Source organism: Nocardia sp. NPDC052316, assembly GCF_044547795.1.
GTDB lineage: Bacteria > Actinomycetota > Actinomycetes > Mycobacteriales > Mycobacteriaceae > Nocardia.
Genome location: NZ_JBIUBB010000004.1, coordinates 510,706 through 534,210, shown reverse-complemented (window position 1 = coordinate 534,210; position 23,505 = coordinate 510,706). Strand labels below are relative to the sequence as shown.

At 68.7% G+C, this 23,505-nt stretch carries 21 protein-coding genes and 2 pseudogenes; 2 read left to right on the top strand and 21 right to left on the bottom strand.

Features of this window, described 5'->3' with window-relative positions; translation table 11 throughout:
• Nucleotides 1-2: 2 nt before the first annotated feature.
• From ACIHA7_RS20850 to ACIHA7_RS20815, 8 genes and pseudogenes are all read right to left on the bottom strand, one after another.
• Entirely contained in the window at nucleotides 3-353 is a 351-nt protein-coding gene (locus tag ACIHA7_RS20850; protein ID WP_397291844.1) for an MmcQ/YjbR family DNA-binding protein, read from the bottom strand.
• Between the two features lie 258 nt (nucleotides 354-611).
• Nucleotides 612-2,018, bottom strand: a pseudogene (locus ACIHA7_RS20845) (RsmB/NOP family class I SAM-dependent RNA methyltransferase); the annotation flags it as partial.
• Between the two features lie 245 nt (nucleotides 2,019-2,263).
• A complete protein-coding gene (locus ACIHA7_RS20840) occupies nucleotides 2,264-2,749 on the bottom strand; it encodes a hypothetical protein (protein WP_397291840.1) in 486 nt (161 codons plus the stop codon).
• Nucleotides 2,750-2,949: 200 nt separating this feature from the next.
• The gene (gene fmt / locus ACIHA7_RS20835; protein ID WP_397291835.1) at nucleotides 2,950-3,873 is read right to left on the bottom strand and encodes a methionyl-tRNA formyltransferase; all 924 of its coding nucleotides are present in this window, start codon (nucleotides 3,871-3,873) and stop codon (nucleotides 2,950-2,952) included.
• Nucleotides 3,873-4,439, bottom strand: coding sequence for a peptide deformylase (def, locus tag ACIHA7_RS20830; protein ID WP_397291831.1), 567 nt, complete (start codon nucleotides 4,437-4,439; stop codon nucleotides 3,873-3,875). The genes fmt and def overlap by 1 nt, the downstream gene beginning before the upstream one ends.
• A 138-nt stretch (nucleotides 4,440-4,577) precedes the next feature.
• Entirely contained in the window at nucleotides 4,578-5,585 is a 1,008-nt protein-coding gene (locus ACIHA7_RS20825; RefSeq protein WP_397291827.1) for an esterase/lipase family protein, read from the bottom strand.
• A 61-nt stretch (nucleotides 5,586-5,646) separates the two neighbouring features.
• Nucleotides 5,647-6,300 (bottom strand): PadR family transcriptional regulator, encoded by a 654-nt coding sequence (locus ACIHA7_RS20820; RefSeq protein WP_135232035.1) that lies wholly within the window; start codon nucleotides 6,298-6,300, stop codon nucleotides 5,647-5,649.
• A gap of 104 nt (nucleotides 6,301-6,404) precedes the next feature.
• Entirely contained in the window at nucleotides 6,405-6,989 is a 585-nt protein-coding gene (locus ACIHA7_RS20815; protein WP_397291821.1) for a TetR/AcrR family transcriptional regulator, read from the bottom strand.
• Nucleotides 6,990-7,067: 78 nt separating this feature from the next.
• On the opposite strand from ACIHA7_RS20815, the gene ACIHA7_RS20810 reads away from it, so the two are divergent.
• On the top strand, nucleotides 7,068-7,913 hold the full coding sequence (locus tag ACIHA7_RS20810) for an SDR family oxidoreductase (RefSeq protein WP_397291816.1): 846 nt from the start codon (nucleotides 7,068-7,070) through the stop codon (nucleotides 7,911-7,913).
• 67 nt (nucleotides 7,914-7,980) lie between these two features.
• Here the strand turns inward: ACIHA7_RS20810 and ACIHA7_RS20805 are convergent, their stop codons facing one another.
• A complete protein-coding gene (locus ACIHA7_RS20805) occupies nucleotides 7,981-8,673 on the bottom strand; it encodes a hypothetical protein (protein WP_397291812.1) in 693 nt (230 codons plus the stop codon).
• Nucleotides 8,674-8,675: 2 nt separating this feature from the next.
• Nucleotides 8,676-9,275, bottom strand: coding sequence for a TetR/AcrR family transcriptional regulator (locus ACIHA7_RS20800; protein ID WP_397291807.1), 600 nt, complete (start codon nucleotides 9,273-9,275; stop codon nucleotides 8,676-8,678).
• Nucleotides 9,276-9,346: 71 nt separating this feature from the next.
• On the opposite strand from ACIHA7_RS20800, the gene ACIHA7_RS20795 reads away from it, so the two are divergent.
• Nucleotides 9,347-9,790 (top strand): DUF6196 family protein, encoded by a 444-nt coding sequence (locus ACIHA7_RS20795; protein WP_397291804.1) that lies wholly within the window; start codon nucleotides 9,347-9,349, stop codon nucleotides 9,788-9,790.
• Here ACIHA7_RS20795 and ACIHA7_RS20790 read toward each other — a convergent pair.
• The 11 genes and pseudogenes from ACIHA7_RS20790 to carA form a co-directional block, all read right to left on the bottom strand.
• Nucleotides 9,787-10,185, bottom strand: a complete 399-nt coding sequence (locus ACIHA7_RS20790; protein ID WP_397291799.1) for an SSI family serine proteinase inhibitor — start codon at nucleotides 10,183-10,185, stop codon at nucleotides 9,787-9,789. The two genes, ACIHA7_RS20795 and ACIHA7_RS20790, sit on opposite strands and share 4 nt — an antisense overlap.
• 447 nt (nucleotides 10,186-10,632) lie before the next feature.
• On the bottom strand, nucleotides 10,633-12,456 hold the full coding sequence (locus ACIHA7_RS20785) for a primosomal protein N' (RefSeq protein WP_397293110.1): 1,824 nt from the start codon (nucleotides 12,454-12,456) through the stop codon (nucleotides 10,633-10,635).
• A 567-nt stretch (nucleotides 12,457-13,023) separates the two neighbouring features.
• Nucleotides 13,024-13,395, bottom strand: a pseudogene (locus ACIHA7_RS20780) (primosome assembly protein PriA); the annotation flags it as partial.
• Nucleotides 13,396-13,528: 133 nt separating this feature from the next.
• Nucleotides 13,529-14,740 carry a methionine adenosyltransferase gene (gene metK / locus ACIHA7_RS20775; protein WP_107657937.1) on the bottom strand — a complete coding sequence of 404 codons (1,212 nt, stop codon included), beginning with the start codon at nucleotides 14,738-14,740 and terminating at the stop codon, nucleotides 13,529-13,531.
• A gap of 212 nt (nucleotides 14,741-14,952) precedes the next feature.
• On the bottom strand, nucleotides 14,953-16,176 hold the full coding sequence (gene coaBC / locus ACIHA7_RS20770; RefSeq protein WP_397291792.1) for a bifunctional phosphopantothenoylcysteine decarboxylase/phosphopantothenate--cysteine ligase CoaBC: 1,224 nt from the start codon (nucleotides 16,174-16,176) through the stop codon (nucleotides 14,953-14,955).
• A 118-nt stretch (nucleotides 16,177-16,294) separates the two neighbouring features.
• A complete protein-coding gene (rpoZ, locus tag ACIHA7_RS20765) occupies nucleotides 16,295-16,576 on the bottom strand; it encodes a DNA-directed RNA polymerase subunit omega (protein ID WP_397291789.1) in 282 nt (93 codons plus the stop codon).
• A gap of 27 nt (nucleotides 16,577-16,603) precedes the next feature.
• Nucleotides 16,604-17,188, bottom strand: a complete 585-nt coding sequence (gene gmk, locus ACIHA7_RS20760) for a guanylate kinase (RefSeq protein WP_107657940.1) — start codon at nucleotides 17,186-17,188, stop codon at nucleotides 16,604-16,606.
• Nucleotides 17,189-17,196: 8 nt separating this feature from the next.
• On the bottom strand, nucleotides 17,197-17,517 hold the full coding sequence (mihF, locus tag ACIHA7_RS20755; protein ID WP_014986450.1) for an integration host factor, actinobacterial type: 321 nt from the start codon (nucleotides 17,515-17,517) through the stop codon (nucleotides 17,197-17,199).
• A 603-nt stretch (nucleotides 17,518-18,120) separates the two neighbouring features.
• A complete protein-coding gene (gene pyrF / locus ACIHA7_RS20750) occupies nucleotides 18,121-18,945 on the bottom strand; it encodes an orotidine-5'-phosphate decarboxylase (protein ID WP_397291784.1) in 825 nt (274 codons plus the stop codon).
• 82 nt (nucleotides 18,946-19,027) lie between these two features.
• Nucleotides 19,028-22,354 (bottom strand): carbamoyl-phosphate synthase large subunit, encoded by a 3,327-nt coding sequence (carB, locus tag ACIHA7_RS20745; RefSeq protein WP_397291780.1) that lies wholly within the window; start codon nucleotides 22,352-22,354, stop codon nucleotides 19,028-19,030.
• A complete protein-coding gene (carA, locus tag ACIHA7_RS20740) occupies nucleotides 22,354-23,499 on the bottom strand; it encodes a glutamine-hydrolyzing carbamoyl-phosphate synthase small subunit (protein ID WP_397291776.1) in 1,146 nt (381 codons plus the stop codon). The genes carB and carA overlap by 1 nt, the downstream gene beginning before the upstream one ends.
• Nucleotides 23,500-23,505: the final 6 nt, after the last annotated feature.

Here is a 23,505-nt window from a genome sequence, read left to right as displayed (position 1 = left end):
GTTCAGTTCTTGGCGGACGCCCGCTGTTTGCGCACTTTCGGCGGGGCGGTGAGCCACCATGCGTCGTCCAGCATCTCGCGAAGCTGTTCGCGGGTGACGCGTTCGAGATCGATGAGGATGAACGGGTGACCGTCGTAGTGCGGGGTGGTGTAGAACGCCGGATCGCCGGAGGCCAGCAGCGCATCCTTCTCAGCGGGATCACACACCAGGGCCAACCCGCCTTCGGCGTCGACGCGTAACCGGCCGAAGCCCTTGCCGCCGACCTTCAACGCTGGACTGTTCCACCAGGTCGACTCCTCGACGCCGGGAAGTTCGGTCGCGAGGGCGACCACGTCTTGCCACGTCAGTGCCATGAACGTCAGTCTGCCCGACGCGCCGAGCGAGGGATTGTACGAATGGAACCACAATGGCGGAACGGTCGCTCGGCAGCGTCGAGAGCCCGGCTTGGACCGCACACAAATTGACCCGCCGGAGCCGTCGCCCCCGCACCAGCACCCGACGCACACGCCCGGCATCCCCGCCGCACGCCGAGCTGGACGAGTGATCATGGGGAACTGGTGGTGGCGAATCGCGAGAGGCCGCCTACACCAGTTCCCTCTCGATCCCGCGGGTCAGGGTTTGCGGAGAGCGGACATGAACATTGCGTCGGTGCCGTGGCGGTGCGGCCAGAGTTGAGCGGTCGGGCCGTCGCCGAGGTCGTCGACGCCGGGGAGGAGGGGGCGGGCGTCGAGTTGTTCGGCGCCGAGGCGGCGGACCGCGTCGGCTACCACGACGACCGTTTCCGACAAGTGGGGCGAGCAGGTGGAGTACAGCAGGACGCCGCCGGGGCGGAGCAGATCCCATGCGGCGGTGAGTAATTCGCGCTGCAGCGTGACCAGTTCGGCGACGTCGGCCGGTGTGCGACGCCAGCGGGCCTCGGGGCGGCGGCGCAGTGCGCCGAGACCGGTGCACGGGGCATCCACCAGGATGCGGTCGTAGCCGGGGGTCAGTCCGCTGGCGCGGCCGTCGGTGACGTGGACGTCGACGGGCAGCCCGTGCACGGACTTGCGGACGAGTTCGGCGCGGTGTTCGGCGGGCTCGACCGCGTCGACGCGGAAACCATCGATCGCGGCGAGGGCACCGAGCAAAGCGGCCTTACCGCCTGGACCGGCACACAGATCCAGCCAGCGGCCGCCGTCCGGTCCGTGCAGCGGGGCGCGGGTCAGCGCGAGGGCGACGAGCTGACTGCCCTCGTCCTGCACCCCGGCCATGCCTTCGCGCACCGGCTCCAGTTTTCCGGGATCGCCGCCGTCCAGATAGACCGCGTACGGCGACCAGCGGCCTTCTTCGCCGCCGGTGACGAGCGCCAATTCCTCCGCAGTGATTTCGCCGGGCCGGGCGACCAGATGCACCGCAGGCCGAGCGTCATCGGCGGCCAGCGCGTCGCGCAACTCCCCAGCCCGTGCGCCGAGCGCGTCCGCGAAGGCCTGCGCTATCCACACCGGATGCGCGAACTCGAAGGCCAACCGCCCCACCGGATCCGAAGGCGCGAGTTGCGCCACCCATTCCTCGACCGTCTTCTCCCCGGCGCGCCGCAGCACCGCGTTCACGAAACCGGCTTTGCCCGTACCGAATTCGCTGCGCGCGAGCGCCACCGAGGTATCCACCGCCGCGTGCGCGCCGATGCGGGTCCGCAACAGCTGATACACGCCGAGCCGCAACACATCCAGCAGCGGTCCGTCGATCTCCGCGATCGGCCGACCCGCGCCCGCCTCGATCACCGCGTCGAGCAGTCCGCGCGAACGGCATGCACCGTAGGTGAGCTCGGTGGCCAGCGCCGCGTCCCGGCCGGTGATCCGCCGATCCCGAAGCAGTCCAGGCAGCACGAGATTCGCGTACGCGTCGCGCTCCCGCACCGCCCGCAACACGTCGCGCGCGACGAGCCGAGGGGCATCGGCGGTCTCGCCGGGACGCCCGCCCGCACTCGATCCCCGATCCTTCGGGCCGCCGGCACGCTTCGCCGAGCCCGCCGAACGTCCGCCCTGATCAGCTGTGCGCGAACCACTCTGGGCCGACTGCCCGCCACGGCCGGGCGCCGACCGCCCCGCACCACCTTTCGCCGAGCCCGCGCCCCGCCCCGAGCCCGTTCGCCCGGTCGATCCGTCCGCCGCGCGCGCCCCGCGCGAAGCCGAACCGCCCCGCGCGGATTCAGCACCACCCGACCGCTCATTCCGCGGTCGGCCGGAATCGCGAGACTCGTTGCCGCGCTTACGCTCCGGGGGCGTCATCCGATCACCGCGCCCTGCGCGAATCCGACCGACTGGCTCTGCGCGAAACCGTCCGACCGGCCCTGCACGAAACCAGCTGCCCGGCTCTGCGCGAAACCGTCCGACCGGCCCTGCACGAAACCAGCCGACCGGCCCTGCACGAAACCAGCCGCTCGGCCCTGCGCGAAACCGTCCGACCGGCTCTGCGCGAAACCGTCCGACCGGCCCTGCACGAAACCAGCCGCTCGGCCCTGCGCGAAACCGTCCGACCGGCCCTGCACGAAACCAGCCGACCGGCCCTGCACGAAACCAGCCGACCGGCCCTGCACGAAACCAGCCGACCGGCCCTGCACGAAACCAGCCGACCGGCTCCGCGCGAAACCAGCTGCCCGGCTCCGCGCGAAACCGGCCGCCCGGCCCTGCACGAAATCGATGACCGCGTGCTGCGTGAAACCGGCCGTGGCAGCTCGGTCGGTTAGCGAGATCTTGCACCGTGCTGTCATGCTCCACCGCTCTCGTTGAGGTCGCGGCGCGTCGCCACGGATATGAAGGGGGCGGGCCGTTTTCGGCCGCGCCGGGGTTGTGCTGGGGCGCTGGATGATTGGGGTTCCACCGCAATGCCCGGCGGCAAGAGCGCGCGACGCCAATGGAGTGGCGACATCATCGCGGATCGACTTCAGCCGCACCGGACGATCGAGGATCGTCACTCGACCACCGCGCCGGGCTGCAATCGCGCACCGCGTGCCCAGTCGAGGGCCGCCATCATGCGTTTACCTTGGGGCTGCACCTGATCGAGGCGCAGCGCCGTAGTCGCGGTGCCGACGTAGACACCGGACTTGCGAACCTCGATGGCCCGCAGCGGCAGTTCCTCCTCCACCATTTCGACCGGGCCGATCTTCAAGCGATTGCCGTCGACCTCGGTCCACGCCCCCGGTGCGGGAGTGACCGCGCGAACGCGGCGGGCGATGGCGAGCGCGGGCAAATCCCAGCGGATGTGCGCAGCCTCGGCAGTGATCTTGGGCGCGTGCGAGATGCCGTCGTTGGACTGCGGAACAGCTTGCAGGCTCCCGTCTTCCACGCCGTCGAGGGTCGCTTCGAGCAACTTGGCACCGCTCACCGCGAGCCGGTCGAGCAGCGTGCCCGCGGTGTCGGTGACGGCGATCTTCTCGGTCACCGTGCCGAACACCGGCCCGGTGTCGAGCCCGGCCTCGATCTGGAAGGTGGACGCGCCGGTGATCTCGTCGCCCGCGTCGATCGCGGCCTGCACCGGCGCCGCGCCACGCCACGCGGGCAGCAAGGAGAAGTGCAGGTTGATCCAGCCGAATCGGGGGATGTCGAGCACCTGCTGCGGCAGCAGCGCACCGTAGGCCACGACCGGGCAGCAGTCGGGCGCCAGCGCGGTGAGCTCTTCGATGAACTCCGGTTCGGACGGGCGACGCGGTGTCAGCACTGGAATACCGTGCTCGTCGGCCAGCAGCCCGACCGGCGACCTCGTCACCTTGCGTCCGCGCCCGGCCACCGCATCCGGCCTGGTCACCACGGCGATCACCTGGTGGCGCTCGGACTCGATCAGGCGCCGCAGCGACGGCACGGCCGGTTCCGGCGTGCCCGCGAAGACGATGCGCATCAGCGACCCCGTCCGAACGGGCCGGCCTGGCCCGCTCCGCTCACCGACCGCGACGGACGCACCGTGACGCCCGCGCTGAACCAGTCGGACTCGCGAATGGTCCGCATCGCGTCCTTGCGCGCCGCCGGGTCGAGCCGATCGATGAACAGCACCCCGTCGAGGTGGTCGGTCTCGTGCTGCACGCAGCGGGCCAGCAGCCCGTCGGCGGTGAATTCGACCGGCGCGCCGTGCATGTCGACGCCGGTCGCCCGGACCCGCAGCGCCCGCCGGGTGTCGTAGCGCACCCCCGGAATGGATAGGCAGCCCTCCGGCCCGACCTGTTCTTCGTCGCCGACCACTTCCCACTGCGGGTTCACCAGATGCCCCGCGGCGTCATGAGTGTCGTACACGAAAACACGCAACCCCACTCCGATCTGCGGTGCGGCCATGCCGACGCCACCATCGTCGTGCATGGTGTCGGTCAGGTCGGTCACCAGCTGCTGCAGTTCCCGGTCGAATACGGTGACCTCCGCCGCGCGGGCACGCAGGATGGGATCGCCGAACAGGCGAACTGACTGAATGGTCACGGCAAACTCCCGGGAGCGGACGAACACGGTCGTCTCATTCTAGTGAGACGCCCGAATGTCCCCGATCCACCAGCCCGAAGCTGGTAGAACTCCATTGCGGTCGGGCGGGGTGAGCTGTCCCCCGCCCGGCCGCCCTGGTCAGGAGTTTCCGGCGATGATCACTTCGGGAATGCCGGTGCCCAACATCACCGGGCTGCAGACCGGCGCGGGGGTGCTCGGGTCGAGCACGTTCAGCAGCAGCTGCTGCACGAACGGGTCGTAGACCATGTGGAAGTGCCCGGTCAGGTCGACGGCGCAGCGGTCTTGCAGCGAGATGTTCACCGCGCCGGGGCCGCGCAGCGCGATGTTGCTGTTCGGCTGGATCATCTCGTCGACCTTGCTGCCGATGGTCGTGTACTTGGGGCCGGGCACGGTGTCCCCACCCGCATTGAGTTCGACCATGACCGGCGAGCCCTGTGCCTGCTGCACCGCGGCGAGCGAGGTCACCCTGGCGAACGCCATCATCCCGCCCGGCACCGCGTCGACCACGGGCACCAGTCCGTACATCACCCCGCCGTAGCTCGGCGAGGCCAGGCCGACCCACTGGCCGACCTTCGGCGCACCGCCGAGCTTGTTGACGTAGAAGCGGGTGACGGTGGCGCCCTGGGAGAATCCGACCAGGTCGACCTGGCTCGCGCCGGTGGCCGCGAGCACCTGGTCGACGAACGCGCCGATCTGGTGCGAGCTGAGCACCACATCCTCGGTGCCGTAGCTCTCGGCGCCCGGGGTGCCGCCGTAGTTGAGCGCGAAAACGCAGAAGCCGGCAGCGGCCAGTTGCGGCGCGATCGCCGAGTAGTCCGAGTAGGCGCTCGAGTCGGTACCGTGGGCGAGGACGACGGGGCGCGGGTGGGCAGCGTTCGGCTTACAGCCGAAGTCGTTGGTGCCCAATGGGACCGCGTTGGGGTGGGTCTTCAGGTAGCGGGCCGCGCCCAGATGGTCGGTCTGCGGCGGTCCGGGCTGGGTGGGGACCTCGGGCGGCCGGTAGCCGGACGGCTCGGCCTGCGCCACACCGGTGCCGAGTATCGCTACGGCAACCAACGCGGCGGCCAACACCGCCTTACCCAAGTGTGAAAATCCCCAAACCCACAAACCCCGAAACTGTCGCATCTCACAATGATCTACCGAACCCGCCCCAAATGTGCACTCTGACGCGGTGTTTCACACCCCGTTACTTTTCGGGGGTCTCGTCTTCGGCCAGAATTCGGTAAAGCGACTTTCTGGTCTCGGTGAGCAGCTCCGCCGCGCGGGCCGCCTGCGCCGGCGTGCCCGCCGCCGCGACCTGAGCGACCGCGCCCATCAGCTGGCCGACGAGTTCGCGCAGGTCGATGGCCTGCGCACCGACGTCTTCCTTGACGTCGGCCCACGGGTCGCCGATATCGTCCCGATGTTCGGTGACGTACGCGGTGCCCGCCTCGGTCAGCTGGGCCGTCTTGCGCCCGGCGATCTTCTCGATGAGGACCAGGCCCTCGTCCTCCAGCTGCGCCAGCGCGGGGTAGATCGACCCCGGGCTCGGCCGCCAGATGTCGTCGCTGCGCTCGCGGATCTGCTGGATGAGTTCATAACCGTGCATCGGCCGCTCGGTGAGCAGCAGCAGCACCGCCGCCCGCACGTCACCGCGCCTGCCGCGTCCGCCGCGGCCACGTCCGCGACCGAAGTGCGGTCCGAAACCCGGCCCGAATCCTGGGCCGAAGCCCGGTCCGAAGTCGGGACCGTGTCCGTGGCGGCCGCCGCGGCGGAACCGCTGGCGCGGGTCGAAGTCCTCGCCGCCCGGGCGCTGCCGGGGGCCACGTCGGCCGAATTCTCTATGTCCTTGGTGTTCCATGTAAGCCTCCTCAGGCTCTCGTGTTCGTTTCATATTATCGACGATATATCGTCAATGCATCGAACGCAAGGGTCTGGTGGCATATTCCCCGGGACATCGAGCGCTCAGGACGCCAGCGAGTCGATCCAGCGCACCAACCTCCCCCCTTCCGTCACCATGAGCTCGGGCTCGCGGAAGGTGTTGGTGAGCAACGAGATTCCCTGATAGGCGGCGATCAGCGCGACGGCGAGCTCCTCGGCATCCGCGCGACCCATGGCCGCGAACTGCGCCTCGACCCAGTCGACCAGCTGCCGCATCACAGCGGCGAGCTCGCGGTCCAAGCCGTCGGCGCGCTTGTCCAGTTCGGCGGCGAGGGTGCCCGACGGACAACCGAAGCGCGCGGCCGTCTCCCGCTCGTCGACCCAGCCGTTGATCAGCGCCTTCAGCCGGTCCTGCGGTGCGGGCAGTTGCTCGAGCATGGCGATCAGGTCGCTCAGCGTCTGACCGTGGGCGCCGATCGCGGCACGGACCAGCTGATCCTTGGTTTTGAAGTAGTAGTAGACGTTGCCGACCGGCACGTCCGCGGCGTGGGCGATGTCGGCGATGGTGGTCTTTTCGACCCCCTGCTCATGGAACACGCGGGCCGCGGCGGTGCCGAGCCGCTCGCGTTTACCACCCTTCGGCCGCTCTGCGGCTGCTGAGTTAGTCACATAACTCACTATAGACAAGCTGGACGTTCGTCGATTACGTTCGATTTAGTCAGTCAACTAACTCAAACGGAGTACAAGATGATCGTGGTTACCGGAGCAACCGGAAACATCGGCGCACACCTCGTGCGGACCCTCGCCGAGGCGGGCCAGCAGGTCACCGCGGTTTCGCGAGGCGGTGGGGATGCCGTACTGCCCGTCGGCGTGCGCACGATGCGCGCCGATCTGGGCGATCCCGCCAGCCTCGCCCCTGCCGTCGCGGGCGCCGAGGCGCTGTTCCTGCTCATCACCGGGGAGCAACTGGTGAGCGGCCCGGATCCCGAACTGTTGCTGAAGGTCGCCGAGGCCGGTGGTGTCCGGCGGGTGGTGTTCGTGTCGTCGCAGGGGGTGGCCACCAGGAGTTCCGCCGAGGGCTATGCCCGGTTGATCGCCTTCGAGGAGGCCATCCGGCGATCCGGGCTGGAGTGGACCCTGCTGCGGCCTGCGGGCTTCTTCAGCAATACGTACGCGTGGGCGGAGTCCGTCCGAGCCGAACGGACGGTCGCGGCGCCCTTCGGTGCGATCGGCTTGCCGTCCATCGACCCCGCCGATATCGCGGCCGTCGCCGCCGCGGCCTTGACCGAGGACGGCCACGCCGGGCAGGTCTACACCCTGACCGGCCCGGCACTGAGCACACCGCAGGAGCAGGCGGCGGCCATCGGTGCCGCCCTCGACGCACCGGTCCGATTCGTGGAATTGACTCGCGCGCAGGCATATACGGGAATGACGCAGTTCATGCCCGGACCGGTGGTCGAGCACACGCTGTCGATTCTGGGCGAACCGACCGCCGCCGAGCAGGAGATCAGCCAGGACGTGCGCCGGGTGCTGGGCCGGGCACCGGCGTCGTATGCCGAATGGGCCGAACGTAATCGAGACGTGTTCGCCTGACCAGCGGGCAAGGCTGCCTGACCACCAGACGAGACGAGATACGCCTGGTCACCGTGGGCGAGGTCCCCTATTCCGGCTGGCCGAACACTCGAATGTGCTGTTCCCCCTGCCTATCTCGGACATCTATGCCGAGGCCGAGCAGTTCCTCGTCGAGTTCAACTACGGCGAGGGACTTTTCGTCGGCGAGTGCGGCCCGGCGAGCGCGCAGCAGGGCGTCGGCGGCCTTCCCGGTTTCGGGTCGGCCGTCGACCCAGCGAATGAAATCCGCGCCGAACGGATCGTTCTGTGCCAGCCACGGGTAGCCGTGCCTACGGAACGCGTTCTCGATATCGGTGCGGCGCAGGTCGTTCGCGCGGAACCGGGCGAGCCTGCGCTCGGTGCGATCGGTGAGCACCAGGTCGGCGTCCTCACGGAACACGGCGGCGACGTGTTTGCGCGGCACGTATTGTGCGCGACCCTCTTTGACCAGTTCGACGTGGTCGTCGGCGACGGTGAGGGTCAGGCTCTCCTTGCGGCCGATCTCGAAAAGCACCAGGCCCGCGGCGATTCCGAGGCACGCAGCGGCAGGCACCAGCCATACCGGTGGCACGGTCATCGCCACCTGGAGCGGACCGGGATCCAGGCCGACGCCGATCGCCCAGCGCCCGACCGGCGGCACGGCGAAGCCGACACCGCAGCCGACGGCGAGTCCGCCGACTACGAACAGCCAGCGCCACATCGAGGACAAGCGCAAGACAGTGGGCGTGGCGGTGGTGGTCATGGCTACTCCGGTTCGATCGGTCGCAACAGCCGGGATACGGTCGCGCGCACCAGCGGGCGCGGGTCACGCGGGTGGTCGGCGTCGGCATTGAGGAAAGCGGCGTCGATCACAGCGAGAATCCAGCGCGCGGTCTCCATGGGTTCGAAGCCCGGATCGAGCTGTCCGGTCCGGACGCCACGCTCGACCAGCGCGCCGAGCGCTTCGGCACTCAGTCGCGCGTCCGCCACGACAACCTTCGCCAGATCCGCGTCCTGATCGAGGCGGCGCAGCAGCTCGACCATCAACCTGGGTGCCACCGGGTCCATCGCCTCGGCGGCCAGCGCGTCGACGAGGTCGAGAATGGCGGCGAGACAATCGGTTCGGTCGACATGGCGGGCGATCACCGCAGCGTGCTGGGGAATCGACAGCTCGAAGATCGAGCGGAAGACGGCGGCCTTGTCCTTGAAGTAGTAGAAGACGCTGCCCGAACTCAGCCCCGCGGCGCGGGCGATCTGCGTGGCGGTGGTGCGTTCGTAGCCGTGCGTGGCGAACTGTTCGGTGGCGGCCAGCGTGATGGCGTGCCGACGTTCGGCGACGCGATTCGGATCGACGGTTCTGGCCATGGCCCGATCGTATCATTAACTGATCGGACAGTTAAAGAATAATCGTCAGAGACCGTTGCTACGGTTGGCAGGTGGTGGATATCAGCATCGAGTCCGAAGCCCAAACGGCCCAACGGCTTCGGGGGGTCATCGCGGCCGCGGACCTCGACGTGCACGACGGCGTGTGGTGTTTCCGGGAGAGCCCGCTGGCCGACCCGCCGCAGTTGACGCCGCGGACCCTCGCGGTGGTCCGGGACGCGGACAGCTGGAGCGCGCTCGTCCCGTTCGCCGAGGCCGAGGGCGCCGAGGTGGAGAAGTTCGGCCTGTTCTCGTTCCACTTCCCCGCCGGGCTGGACAACAGCGGCTTCGTCGGATGGCTGGCCGGCCACCTCAAACGCGCACTCGGCACCGGGGTGTTCGTGGTCTGCGGCAGCAACCGGAACCGCGGCGGCATCTACGACTATTGGGGCTGCCCGGTCGAGTTGCTCGCCGCGGTCGAGCGGGAGATCGAGGCGCTGCGCACCGCCGACAGCTAGAAGACAGGTGTCGTGCGGGCGCTCAGTTCGCACTTGTTGCCGAAGGTCTTCTCCCAGGTGACCGACCTGCCGCGCCAGGTACCGGTGGCTATGGCGGTGACCGGCTCATAGACCTGGACGCAGACGGCGGTGGGATCGCCCGCGAGCTTGTCGAAGTCGCCGTCAGCGGCGGTCAGCGCGGCGCAGGCCGCGTCCGCGGCGGGATGCTCGCCGCCGGTGGGCTCGCAGGTGAGGGCGACGCGCGTCCCTGCCGAGCCGGGGGCTTGCGGGGAGACCGACAGCGTCAGAATCGACTTCGCCGGATTCGTATCGTCGGCGGTGCATGCCGCGCAGGCGAGGGCGACGAGCACAAAGCACACGGTCGCTGAGGTGCGGCGGAGCGAAGGGGTCGTCATCGGTCCACTCAATCACGATGCGCGACGTGTTCGGCTCAACTGCCCACGAACTCGCCGCAGTGCGTGCCGAATTCGGCGTGGTGGTTCTTCGCACGCAGCGGCAGATCGGGCGTAGCAGGCCATCACAGGCTGTGCGACGTCCGTGTGGACGGGTAGCCGATCGCATTCCGGAGCTCCACGAGCGACACACCCTGGCGAGACTCTGTCGACGTTGCCGCCACCGTGTGCCACTCGCGAGTGACAGCTCATCATTGCTGCGGCGGCCCGGAGCTCTCGACTTTGTTGCACGCCTTCCGCACCAAGCGGAATCCGATGGAACGAATTCGGTGCCGAGCCACTCATCGGGCTCGCTGTCTCGGCTGCGCCGGTGGTGGTCAGATGCAGATGTGGGATTCGCCGAGCGGCACCCGGTCGGCAGTCGAAACTAGCTTTGCAGCGAGGCTTCGGTCAGCCGATGTCGACCGGATCGATCTGCACCCGCAGCGGCGCATCCGATCGGTGTGTACTGCGGATGGCCTGGGCGGCGGTGAGTGCACGCGCGAGCGCGGCGCCCGATTTGCGGTCGACGCGCAGCAGTATGCGTTCGACCTCGGCGGGCGAGTCGCCGGAGGAGAACGGTTTGCGGGCGCCATCCGGCAGCGGGACCGGGCCGAGGACGTCGACATTGTCCGGAAGTTCGGTGGCGGTGAGTAGTTCGTTGATGGATTCGGCGGTGCCGTCGACGGCGGCCATCCGCACGGCGGGCGGGAAGCCGACCTCGGCGCGGGAAGCGAGCTCGACCCGCGCGTGGCCGACCGGGTCCCAGCGGACGAGCGCCTGCACGGTGGGGATGCCGGGGTCGCCCATCACGATGACCTGACCGCGCGATCGAACCAGGGTCGCGGCGGTCATCCAGCGGCGCAGGGCGTCTTCGGCCGCGCGCAGGTCGGCGCGCCCGAGCAGGGCCCAGCTGTCGAGCAGCAGCGCGACGCCGTAACCACCGGGCAGCACCGGCTCGGCACCGACGGTCGCGACCACGACCTGCGGGCCTGGCTCCACCGTGTCGAGCATCGCGCCGCCGCCCGATCCGCGAATCGGCACCCCGGGGAACGCTCGGCCGAGCTCCTCCGCAGTGCGTTGCGCGCCGATCACCACGGCACGCAAGGCGCGTGACCCGCAGGACGCGCAGCGAAAGGCGGCCTCGGTGATGCCGCACCAGCGACAATTCGGACTGTGCGCGGCGTCGCCTTGCGAATCGCTGTGCCGCGCACGGCCATCCGGCAGCGCGAGCGGTCCGTTGCAGTGCCTGCACCTGGCCGGGGTCCGGCATTTCGCACAGGCCAGCGACGGAACGTACCCGCGCCGCGGCACCTGCACCAGCACGCCGGCACCCTCCTTCAACGCCGACCGCGCGGCCGCGTAGGCCACGCCGGGGATGCGGACCGCACGCGCGACCGGATCCCGCTCCAGCGCGATATCGGTATCGCCGGGCACACTTATCCGCGGCGCCGCATCACGCACCACCATCCGGTCGGCGACCAGGTCGTGCGCCCAGCCCGACTCGACGACCGCCTGGATCTCCGCGGTTCGCGCGAAACCAGCCGCGACGAAGGCCGCCCCCGTCTCGTGCGAGCGCAGCATCGCCACCTCGCGCGCATGCGGATACGGCGACCGCGGTTCAGCGTAGGTGTCGTCGCCGTCATCCCAGATCGCGATCAGTCCGAGGTTCTTCGCGGGCGCGAACACCGCACTGCGGGTACCGACCACCACCTGCGCCGTTCCGCGCAGCACCGCGAGCCAGCGCCGATACCGCGCGGCCGGTCCGAGACCCGCCGACAGACCGACCGCCGAGTCCCCCAGCAGCCGAGTACATTCCGCCAGTACCCGATCCAGATCCCGCTGATCCGGCACCATCAGAATCGCGCTGCGGCCGCGCCCGACTACCGCCGCGGCCAACTCCGCCAAGCGGCGCGGCCAGTCCTCCCCCGGTAAGGCCTGCCACGCTGCCCGTGGTCCTTTGCCTTGCTCCAGTGCGGTGATGAACGCCGGACCGTGGATGTACCGTCCCCATGGGCCGTGATCGACGGTGACTTGCTGGTCGTCCCGCGCTGTCGCCGACCCAGACACAGGCTCGGCGCTGCCGTCGGCCGCGCCTGGCGTTCGACTCGGGTCGGTCGCCGAATCCGCTTCGGTTTCCTCGGCATTCGCGGCGTCCGCTTCCGGCGAATTCCGCGCAGCAGCGTTGCCCGAGGACGCGGACGTATCTTCTTGCGCTCCTGCGGACTCAGCCATAGCCGATCCGGCCGCGGCCAAGCCAACCTCGCCCGCCGCGCGATCACCACCCACCGAATCAGCAATGTCACCAGCAGAATTCACTTCTGACAGCCCACCCGAGGACGACTCCGCGGGGGATGCAACAGCATCGGCGCCGGGCGGTACGGTCGAGACATCTTGCGTCGCTGTAGGATCGGCCGCGACCGTTGAGGACTCCGCCTCGACCGCCGGATCGAGGGTTACCGAATCGGCGGCGGTCCGATCGGAAGCCGCGGCTGAGGACGCCGATTCCGACGACCGCACTGGCTCATTAACGCCTATTGGCGTAGTCGGGACATGTTGCGCGGCAACAGAGCTCGCGTCACTCGATGCGGCGGTCGGCGCACTGGAATCCCCCACCGTTCCATCCGTCACCGAATCAGCTTCGCCCCCAGCCGAATCGGCGGCCCCAACGCCCGACGCCGGGTCAACCTTCAGCGGGACACCAGCAGCCGAACCAGCGCGCCGCTTCACAGACTTCTTTGAAGCCGCCGAATCCTCTTGTGCCGCATCACTTTCGGCGGGCTTCTTCTTGACCCCACCGGTTTCCGTACGCGCGTGCCGCGGCGGAATAGCCAACCGCAACACGTCGGCCCGAGTACCCGCATACCGGGCGGCCACCGCGGCAGCCAGCTTCATGATCTCCGGCGTCAGTACCCGCTCACCGGACACGACCCGCTCCAGCGCGACCAGCTTCCCGCCGTGATCACTGTGCGTGCGACGCTCCAGCAGGTACCCGTCGACCAACCGCCCCGCAAAACGAACGCGCACCCGAACACCCGGCTGCGCAATGGCATCCAGCTCAGGCGGCACCAAATAGTCGAAGTCCCGGTCCAGATGCGCCGGAGACAGCAACGGGAGCACCCGAGCGATCGGGTGCTCCACGGCTGCGGGGCCCGCCGGCGGGACCCCCGGGATGGCGGGGGTTTCCGCCGCGGGTTTGTTCACTCGGGTGGCGTCGGCCTACAGGCCGACGGCCGCGCGCAACTTGTCGGCACAAATCGGATGGAGCCTCCCAGGGCAGGACGACACGCCCACAGCGGCCCCATCCCTACAGGCCGACGGCCGCGCGCAACTTGTCCGCTCGGTCCGTGTGCTCCCAGGGCAGGTCGACGTCGGTGCGGCCGAAGTGGCCGTACGCGGCGGTCGGTGCGTAGATCGGGCGCAGCAGGTCCAGGTCGCGGATGATCGCGCCGGGGCGCAGGTCGAACACCTCGGAGATGGCGGCCGAGATGCGGGCCGGGTCGACCTTCTCGGTGCCGAAGGTCTCCACGAACAGGCCGACCGGTGCGGACTTGCCGATGGCGTAGGCGACCTGCACCTCGACACGGTCGGACAGGCCGGCCGCGACGACGTTCTTGGCGACCCAGCGCATGGCGTACGCGGCCGAGCGGTCGACCTTCGACGGGTCCTTGCCGGAGAAGGCGCCGCCGCCGTGGCGGGCCATGCCGCCGTAGGTGTCGACGATGATCTTGCGGCCGGTCAGGCCCGCGTCACCCATCGGGCCGCCGAGCACGAACTTGCCGGTCGGGTTGACCAGCAGGCGGATGTTCGAGGTGTCCAGCGAGGGCAGTTCGAGGTCGGCGATCACGGCCTCGACGACCTTCTCCCTGATATCCGGGGCGAGCAGGTTGTCCAGGTCGATGTCCGCGGCGTGCTGGGTGGAGATGACCACGGTGTCGAGCCGCACCGGACGGTCGCCGTCGTATTCGATGGTGACCTGGGTCTTGCCGTCGGGCCGCAGGTAGGGCAGCACGCCCGATTTGCGAACCTCGGTGAGCCTGCGGGAGAGCCGGTGCGCGAGCGCGATGGGCAGCGGCATGAGTTCGGGGGTGTCGGTGGTCGCGTAGCCGAACATCAGGCCCTGGTCGCCCGCGCCCTGCTTCTCGATCTCGTCGTCGGACCCGCCGACGCGCGCCTCGTGCGAGGTGTCCACACCCTGGGCGATGTCGGGCGACTGCGCGCCGATCGCGATGTTCACACCGCAGGAGTTGCCGTCGAAACCCTTTGCCGAGGAGTCGTATCCGATCTCCAGCACCTTTTCCCGGACGATGCGGGGAATATCGGCGTAGGCGGAGGTGGTGACCTCACCAGCGACGTGCACCTGGCCTGTTGTCACGAGAGTTTCCACCGCGACCCGGCTGCGCGGGTCTTCCGCAAGCAACGCGTCGAGAATGGAATCGCTGATGGCGTCACAGATCTTGTCCGGGTGACCTTCGGTCACGGACTCACTGGTGAATAGCCGGCTGCCGGACGTGCGCACAGTTCTTCCCTCTCCCTCAACGGGTATTCCTCTGGTTTGCGACAGTAACGCGATGGCGTCACGCCGCAACCCTTCATCTCAGACTATGGCAAACCACTGACGTTCCGAGCGCCAAGAGACGTCTATCTCAGACAGTTCGTCGCCCGGACCCCCCGGGCACCACCGTGCCGATGACTTGCCACTCGGATCATTATCCAGTCTTGCAATTGATTTCAGCGCAACAATGGCCCGAGCGCGTCGAGCACCCGGCTGGCGAGCAGCGCCTTCGACCCGTGGTCGAGCGACTGTTCGGTACCGTCCGCACCGAGCAGCCAGCCATTGTTGGTGTCGACCTCGAACGCCTTGCCCTCGCCGACCGCGTTGACCACCAGCAGGTCACAGCCCTTGCGGGCCAGTTTGGCGCGCGCGTAGGTGAGCACATCGCCGTGCTCGTCGCCGGTCTCGGCGGCGAATCCGACGATCGCGGTGCCGGGCAGATGCCCCTCGCGACGCGCCTGCACCAGACCGGCGAGGATGTCGTCGGTCTTGGTCAGCGCGATCACGTCCGGCTCGCCTGCGCCCTTCTTGATCTTGGCCGCGGCCACATCGGTGGGCCGGAAGTCGGCCACCGCCGCCGCCATGATCACCGCGTCCGCGCCGACGGCATGCTTGTCGACCGCGGTCTTGAGCTGTTCGGCGGTGGTGATGTGCACCAGGTCGACGGCCGCGGGCGCGGCCATCTCGATGGTGTTGCCCGCGATCAGCGTGACGTGCGCGCCGCGCTGGGCCGCGACCCTGGCCAGGGCATAGCCCTGCTTGCCCGAGCTGCGGTTACCGAGGAAACGCACCGGATCCAGCGGTTCCCTGGTGCCGCCCGCGGTGATGACCACCCGGCGTCCTTCCAGGTCGCGCGGGATGGCGTCGGCGCGTTCGAGCAGCAGCGTGGTGAGCCCGAAGATCTCCTCTGGCTCGGGCAGCCTGCCCGGACCGGTGTCGGCGCCGGTGAGCCTGCCCGCCGCGGGTTCCATGACGATCGCACCGTGCGCGCGCAGCGTCGCGACATTGGCGACGGTCGCCGGATGCTCCCACATCTCGGTGTGCATCGCGGGCGCGAACACGATCGGACATCGGGCCGTCAGCAGCGTGGCGGTGAGCAGGTCGTCGGCGCGACCCGCGGCCGCGCGCGCCATCAGGTCGGCGGTCGCCGGGGCGATGACCACGAGGTCCGCCTCCTGGCCCAGCCGAACGTGCGGCACCTCCGGCACATCGGTGAACACATCGGTGTGCACCGGATTACCGGAGAGCGCCTCGAAGGTTGCCTTACCGACGAACTGCAGCGCCGACTCGGTGGGGATCACCCTGACCTTGTGCCCGGTCTCGGTGAACCGCCGGACAAGCGCGCAGGCCTTGTACGCGGCGATCCCTCCGCCGACGCCGACGACGATCCGTGTGGTCACTACGCCTCCGGCCTAATTGAATTCACAGCTCCAGCTCGCTGACGCTCGCCTCCGCCGTGCCTTCGGCGGCTGTGTTGTCGGTTCACTCGCTGCGCTCGTTTCACTGCGAGCAGCTCGGCTACTCGCCTTCGACGTGCTCGAGCAGGTCGGAGTGGATCTCGCGCATCGCGACCGAGAGGGGCTTCTCCTGCAGGCCGGGCTCGACCAGCGGGCCGACGTATTCGAGGATGCCGTCGCCGAGCTGGTTGTAGTAGTCGTTGATCTGACGCGCCCGCTTGGCCGCGTAGATGACCAGGGCGTACTTGGACGACGTGCGCTCCAGCAGCTCATCGATCGGGGGGTTGGTCAGGCCGATCGGGGTGTCGTATGCGGGAACGGTCTTGGTGTCCGTACTGCTCACTAGGGGGGCTCCTGCGCGTTGGAAGGGTTACGAACTCGAATTTGTGCTAACGAACAACGATACCAACTGCTCACAGGCGGTGGTCACCTCGTCGTTCACGATGACGATGTCGAACTCGTCACAGGCCGCCAATTCGGTCCTGGCGGTTTCCAGCCTGCGCTCGATCACCTCGGGTGATTCGGTGCCGCGCGAGGTGAGCCGGGATACCAATTCCTCCCAGCTGGGCGGGGCGAGGAAGGCGAGCGTGGCTTCGGGAATCGCTTTGCGTACCGCGCGTGCGCCTTCGAGGTCGACCTCGACCAGTACGGGCAGACCCTCCGCGAGGGCGGCCCGTACCGGCGCGGCCGGGGTGCCCGAACGTTGCAAACCACCGTGTATATCCGCCCACTCGAGGAGTTCGCCCGCCGCGATCATGGCGTCGAACTCTTCCCTGGACACGAATCGATAGTCGAGACCGTCGACTTCCCCGGGCCTAGGGGCCCGAGTCGTTGCCGACACACTGAAGATCAGGTGCGGCAGTCGCTCGCGGACACAACGGACCACGGTCGACTTTCCGACGGCCGAGGGGCCGACCAGTACAACCAGCCGACCCTTCCGCGTTTGTTCGACCACCCTCGTTGTCAGGCGTCGAAGTCGAACCGGGCGAGCAGCGCCTTGCGCTGCCGATCGCCGAGTCCGCGCAGACGCCGGGTGGGGGCGATCTCCAGTTCGCTCATGATTTCCGCTGCCTTGACCTTGCCCACCTTCGGCAAGGCCTCCAGCAGCGCCGACACCTTCATCTTGCCGAGAATCTCATCGGATTCGGCATCGGTGAGGACCTGCTTCAGGTTGGTGCCGCCTCGCTTCAGGCGCTCCTTGAGCTCCGCCCGAGCGCGGCGAGCGGCAGCCGCCTTCTCCAAAGCAGCGGCGCGCTGCTCGTCAGTCAGCTGGGGAAGGGCCACGGTTCCTCCGTCTCATCGTTCATTGCATCAACTCCTGCCGGTAACCCGGCAGTCTCAGCGACCGTACCCACGACCTCCGCCGATTGCGAACCCACCCCCCAGGTCAGCGCATGATTCCGGATGCCGTAGACGCGAGAGCAGCACGTTCCGCACCGTTCCTCTGTCGCTGCGCAGATCGTACCGCCGAAATCACGAAATGCCTCGTCAGCAGGGGGTTTTCACGATTGACACAGGTTAGCGGAAGGGTTGCTATGACGTGACATGTGGCGCCAGCAAACCTGCGCCCAGCCGACCAGGAACTTTCTCGGAAATGCCCGCGTGTCGCGTTGTCTATCAGCGTGTCGTGGGCCACAGACAGGTCGAATGACCGATTCGGCCCCACCGCAGCGCCGATCGATTGTCGATCCGCTCGACCGGGTTGTCGAGAGGTACGTCGAGAAATCGCCCCGCTGGGGTGATTCAGGCCCGCCAGCTCATCGGGGCACCATCGGGGCGGGAAACGGGCGTAGCGGGGCACGCAGGCCCCGCTACGGGCCATATGCACACGTGCACATGAGCCAGGAAAAGCGGCGAGACCGGCGCGGATGCACCGGTCTCGCTGGGTTATTTCCGCAGAAACGCGAACGCGTCCTGCAGTTCGGTCAATCTGGCGCGTAAGGCCGGAACCGACGGACCGTCGCGCAACACCTCCCGCGAGACGGCGGGCACCGCGGCCGCCAGCATCCCCTCCGAGACCAGGTCGCGAATGGTTTCCGGGCCGCCGCCCTGGGCACCGACACCGGGCATCAGGATCGGCCCGTTCAACGCGGACAGGTCCGGCGCCTCGGTCAACGTCGCACCGATCACGACGCCGACGGACCCGAATTCCGCGCCCTTGTTACGCGCGGCGGCCTCGTCGACCATCGTCTGGGCGATGGTGCGGCCATCCCCCGCGACGATTCGCTGTAGCTGCGCCCCTTCGGGATTCGAGGTGGCGGCCAGCACGAAGACGCCGCGGCCGTTGGCCTCGGCCAGGTCCAAAGCCGGTGCCAGCGACCCGAATCCGAGATACGGCGAGACCGTCACCGCGTCCGACCCGAGCGGACCGTCGGCGAGCCAGGCCCGCGCGTAGGCGTCCATGGTCGAGCCGATGTCGCCGCGCTTGGCGTCGGCGAGCACCAGTGTGCCCGAGGCGCGCAGCACCTCGATCGTGCGCTCCAGCACCGCGATTCCGGCCGAGCCGTAGGTCTCGAAGAACGCGACCTGCGGCTTCACCAGTGCGACGCAGCCGTCGAAGGCTTCGACGCAGATCTCAGCGAACTTCTCCAGTCCGTCCGCGTCGGCGCCGAGGCCCCAGGACTCCAGCAGGCCGGGGTGCGGGTCGATGCCGACGCACACGGGGCCGAATTGCCCCATGGCGTGCTGCAATCGGTCACCGAAGGTCCGCACCGCGCCCACTCCGTCCTGTTCTGCCCGTGTCGAGCCCTGCTCTGTCCGATTCGAGCCGGGCTCTGTCCAATTCGAGCCCTGCTCAGCCACGCAGCACCGAGTGCAGTTCCTGCAGCGAACGCACCCCGATCCCGCCGTTGATGCTCGCCTCGATGCCCTGCACCGCGGCGGCCGCGCCCTGCACCGTGGTGATGCACGGGATGTTCACACCGACCGCGGCGCTACGGATCTCGTAGCCGTCCACGCGCGGCCCCGAGTTGCCGTAGGGCGTGTTGAACACCATGTCGATCTCGCCGTCCCTGATCATCTCGACGATCGTCGGCTGCGGCGCGTCGGTGTCGGCGCCCACGGTCTCCGGGTCCGAGTGCTTGCGCACCCGTTCGCACGGAATACCGTTGCGGCGCAACATCTCCGCCGTGCCCTCGGTGGCCAGGATGCGGAACCCGAGGTCGTTGAGGCGCTTGACCGGGAAGACCATCGCGCGCTTGTCCCGATTGGCGATCGAGACGAACACGGTGCCCTCGGTGGGCAGCGAACCGTAGGCGGCGGTCTGGCTCTTGGCGAAGGCGGTGCCGAAGTCGGCGTCGATGCCCATCACCTCGCCGGTGGACTTCATCTCCGGGGAGAGCAGCGAATCCACGCCGGTGCCGTCGGCCTTGCGGAACCGGTGGAACGGCAGCACGGCCTCCTTCACCGCCACCGGAGCGTCGAGCGGAACGTGCCCGCCGTCGCCCTCGCCGGGCAGCATGCCTTCCTTGCGCAGCTCGGCGATGGTGGCGCCGAGCGCGATCCGCGCGGCCGCCTTGGCCAGCGGCACCGCGGTGGCCTTGGACACGAACGGAACCGTGCGGCTGGCCCGTGGATTCGCCTCGAGCACGTAGAGCACGTCGTCCTTGAGCGCGTACTGCACGTTCAGCAGGCCCTTGACGCCGATGCCCTTGGCCAGCGCGACCGTCGAGCGGCGCACCGCCTCGATGTCGCTGCGACCCAGGGTGATCGGGGGCAGCGCGCAGGCGGAGTCGCCGGAGTGGATGCCCGCCTCTTCGATGTGTTCCATCACACCGCCGAGGTAGACCTCCTCGCCGTCGCACAGTGCGTCGACGTCGATCTCGATGGCGTCTTCGAGGAACCGGTCGACCAGCACCGGATGCTCGGGGCTGAGCTCGGTGGCCCGAGAGATGTAGCCCTCCAAGGAGTTCTCGTCGTAGACGATCTCCATGCCGCGCCCGCCGAGCACGTAGGACGGGCGAACCAGCACCGGGTAGCCGATGCTCGCGGCGATCTTCTTGGCCTGCGCGAAGGTGGTCGCGGTGCCGTACTTCGGCGCGGGCAGTCCGGCCGCGACCAGCACGTCACCGAATTCGCCACGGTCCTCGGCCAGGTCGATGGCGGCGGCGCTGGTGCCGACCACCGGGACGCCCGCGTCGGTGAGCCGCTGCGCGAGGCCGAGCGGTGTCTGCCCGCCCAGCTGCACGATGACGCCCGTGACCTGCCCGGACTCGGATTCCGCGTGGCACACCTCGAGCACGTCCTCGAAGGTGAGCGGCTCGAAGTAGAGCCGGTCGGCGGTGTCGTAGTCGGTCGAGACGGTCTCCGGGTTGCAGTTGACCATCACCGTCTCGTACCCGGCCTGCGACAGCGTCTGCGCCGCGTGCACACAGGAGTAGTCGAACTCGATGCCCTGGCCGATCCGGTTGGGCCCGGAGCCGAGGATGATCACCTTGTCGCGCTCCCGCTGCGGCGCCACCTCGGACTCCGCGGCGGGATCGAGCTCGTAGGTCGAGTAGTGATACGGCGTCTTGGCCTCGAACTCGGCGGCGCAGGTGTCGACCGTCTTGAACACCGGACGGACGCCGAGCCGGTGCCGCAGCGCGCGAACGCCGGTCTCCCCCGCCAACTCCGGGCGCAGCGCGGCGATCTGACCGTCGGACAGGCCGTGGTGCTTGGCCCGGCGCAGCAAGGTCTCGTCGAGCACGGGCGCGTCCATGATCTCCTGGCGCAACTCGACCAGGCCGGCCACCTCGGCGACGAACCACGGGTCGACACCCGAAGCGGCAGCGACGTCTTCGATGCTCGCGCCGAGCCGCAGCGCGCGCTCGACCTGGTAGATACGGCCCTCGACCGGGGTGCGCAGGTCTGCCAGGACGGCGTCGACGTCAGTCCACTTGCCGTCTTCCTGAGTCCAGAAGCCCGCGGCCTTGGTCTCCAGCGAGCGCAGCACCTTGCCGAGCGCCTCGGCGAAGTTGCGGCCCAACGACATTGCCTCGCCGACCGACTTCATGGTGGTGGTCAGCGTCGGGTCGGCACCAGGGAACTTCTCGAACGCGAACCGCGGCGCCTTGACGACCACGTAGTCCAGGGTCGGCTCGAAGCAGGCCGGGGTTTCCTTGGTGATGTCGTTGACGATCTCGTCGAGGGTGTAACCGATGGCAAGCTTGGCGGCGATCTTGGCGATCGGGAATCCCGTTGCCTTGGAGGCCAATGCGGACGAGCGCGAGACGCGCGGGTTCATCTCGATGACGATCAGGCGGCCGTCGGCCGGGTCCACCGCGAACTGGATGTTGCAGCCGCCGGTGTCCACGCCGACCTCGCGCAGGATCGCGATGCCGAGGTCACGCATCTTCTGGTACTCGCGGTCGGTGAGCGTCATGGCCGGGGCCACGGTCATCGAGTCGCCGGTGTGCACGCCCATCGGGTCGACGTTCTCGATGGAGCAGACCACCACGACATTGTCGCGGCTGTCGCGCATCAGCTCGAGCTCGAACTCCTTCCAGCCCAGGATGGATTCCTCGATGAGCACGTTCGCGGTCGGCGAGGCGGCCAGGCCGCCACCGGCGATGCGATCGAGATCCTCGTCGTTGTAGGCCATTCCGGAGCCGAGGCCACCCATGGTGAACGAAGGCCGCACCACCACCGGGAATCCCAGCTCGGCGACCGTCTCGCGCACCTCGTCCATCGTGTAACACACACGGGAGCGGGCACTTTCGCCGCCGACCTTGGCGACGATGTCCTTGAACTTCTGCCGGTCCTCACCGCGCTGGATGGCGTCGAAGTCGGCGCCGATCATCTCGACGTTGTACTTGTCCAGCACACCGTTCTCGTGCAGCGCGACCGCGGTGTTCAGCGCGGTCTGGCCGCCGAGGGTGGCCAGGATGGCGTCGGGACGCTCCTTGGCGATGACCTTCTCGACGAACTCGGCCGTGATCGGCTCCACGTAGGTGGCGTCGGCGAACTCGGGGTCGGTCATGATGGTCGCCGGGTTGGAGTTCACCAGTGAAACCCGCAGGCCCTCGGCCCGCAGCACCCGGCACGCCTGGGTGCCGGAGTAGTCGAACTCGCAGGCCTGGCCGATGACGATCGGCCCGGAGCCGATCACCAGGATGTGCTTCAGATCGGTGCGGCGTGGCATCAGGCCCCTTCCATGAGACCGGCGAAGCGGTCGAAGAGATAAGCAGCGTCGTGGGGTCCGGCGGCGGCCTCCGGGTGGTACTGCACCGAGAACGCGCGGCCGTCGATCAAGCGCACGCCCTCGACGGTGCCGTCGTTGGCGCAGACGTGGCTGACCTCGGCGCGGCCGAACGGGGTGTCGAATTGTTCGCCCTGCTCGCCTTCCAGCGCGAAGCCGTGGTTCTGCGCGGTGATCGCGATGCGACCGGTCCCGTGCTCGATCACCGGGATGTTGACGCCGCGGTGGCCGAACTTCATCTTGTAGGTGTCGCGGCCGAGCGCGCGGCCGAGGATCTGGTTACCGAAGCAGATGCCGAACAGCGGCACGCCGCGCTCCAGCACGCCCCTGGTCAGCGCGACCGCGCCGTCCTGGGTGGCCGGGTCGCCCGGTCCGTTGGAGAGGAAGACCCCGTTCGGCTTCAGGTCGAGGATCTGCTCGATCGAGGCGTTCGACGGCACCACGTGCACCCGCATGCCGCGCTCGGCGAACATCCGCGGGGTGTTGGTCTTGATGCCGAGATCGACGGCGACCACGGTGAATCGGGGCTCGCCGGTCGGCTCGATGGTGTACACCGAGTCGGTGCTCACCTCCTCGGCCAGGTCGGCGCCGAGCATGGACGGCTGGCCGGTGACCCGGCCGAGCAGCTCGTCGGTGTCGGCGAGGGCGGCGCCGGAGAAGATGCCCGCCTTCATCGAGCCGCGGGTGCGCAGGTGCCGCACCAGCGCGCGGGTGTCGATGCCCGCGATGCCGACGATGTCCTGGCGTTGCATCGCCTCGGGCAGCGTGGTGGTGGCGCGCCAGTTGGAGGCGCGGCGCGCGGGGTCGCGCACCACGTAGCCTGCGACCCAGATCTTGCCGGACTCGTCGTCCTCGTCGTTCCAGCCGGTGTTGCCGATCTGCGGTGCCGCGGCGACCACGATCTGGCGGTGGTAGCTGGGGTCGGTGAGGGTCTCCTGGTACCCGGTCATCGCGGTGCAGAACACCGCCTCACCGAGCGTCTCGCCCACGGCGCCGTAGGCCGAGCCGCGGAATACCCGGCCGTCCTCCAGCACCAGAGCAGCGTCTTGTCCTGTCGCCCGACCCGTCACCCGACCTCCACCCCCCATGGAATC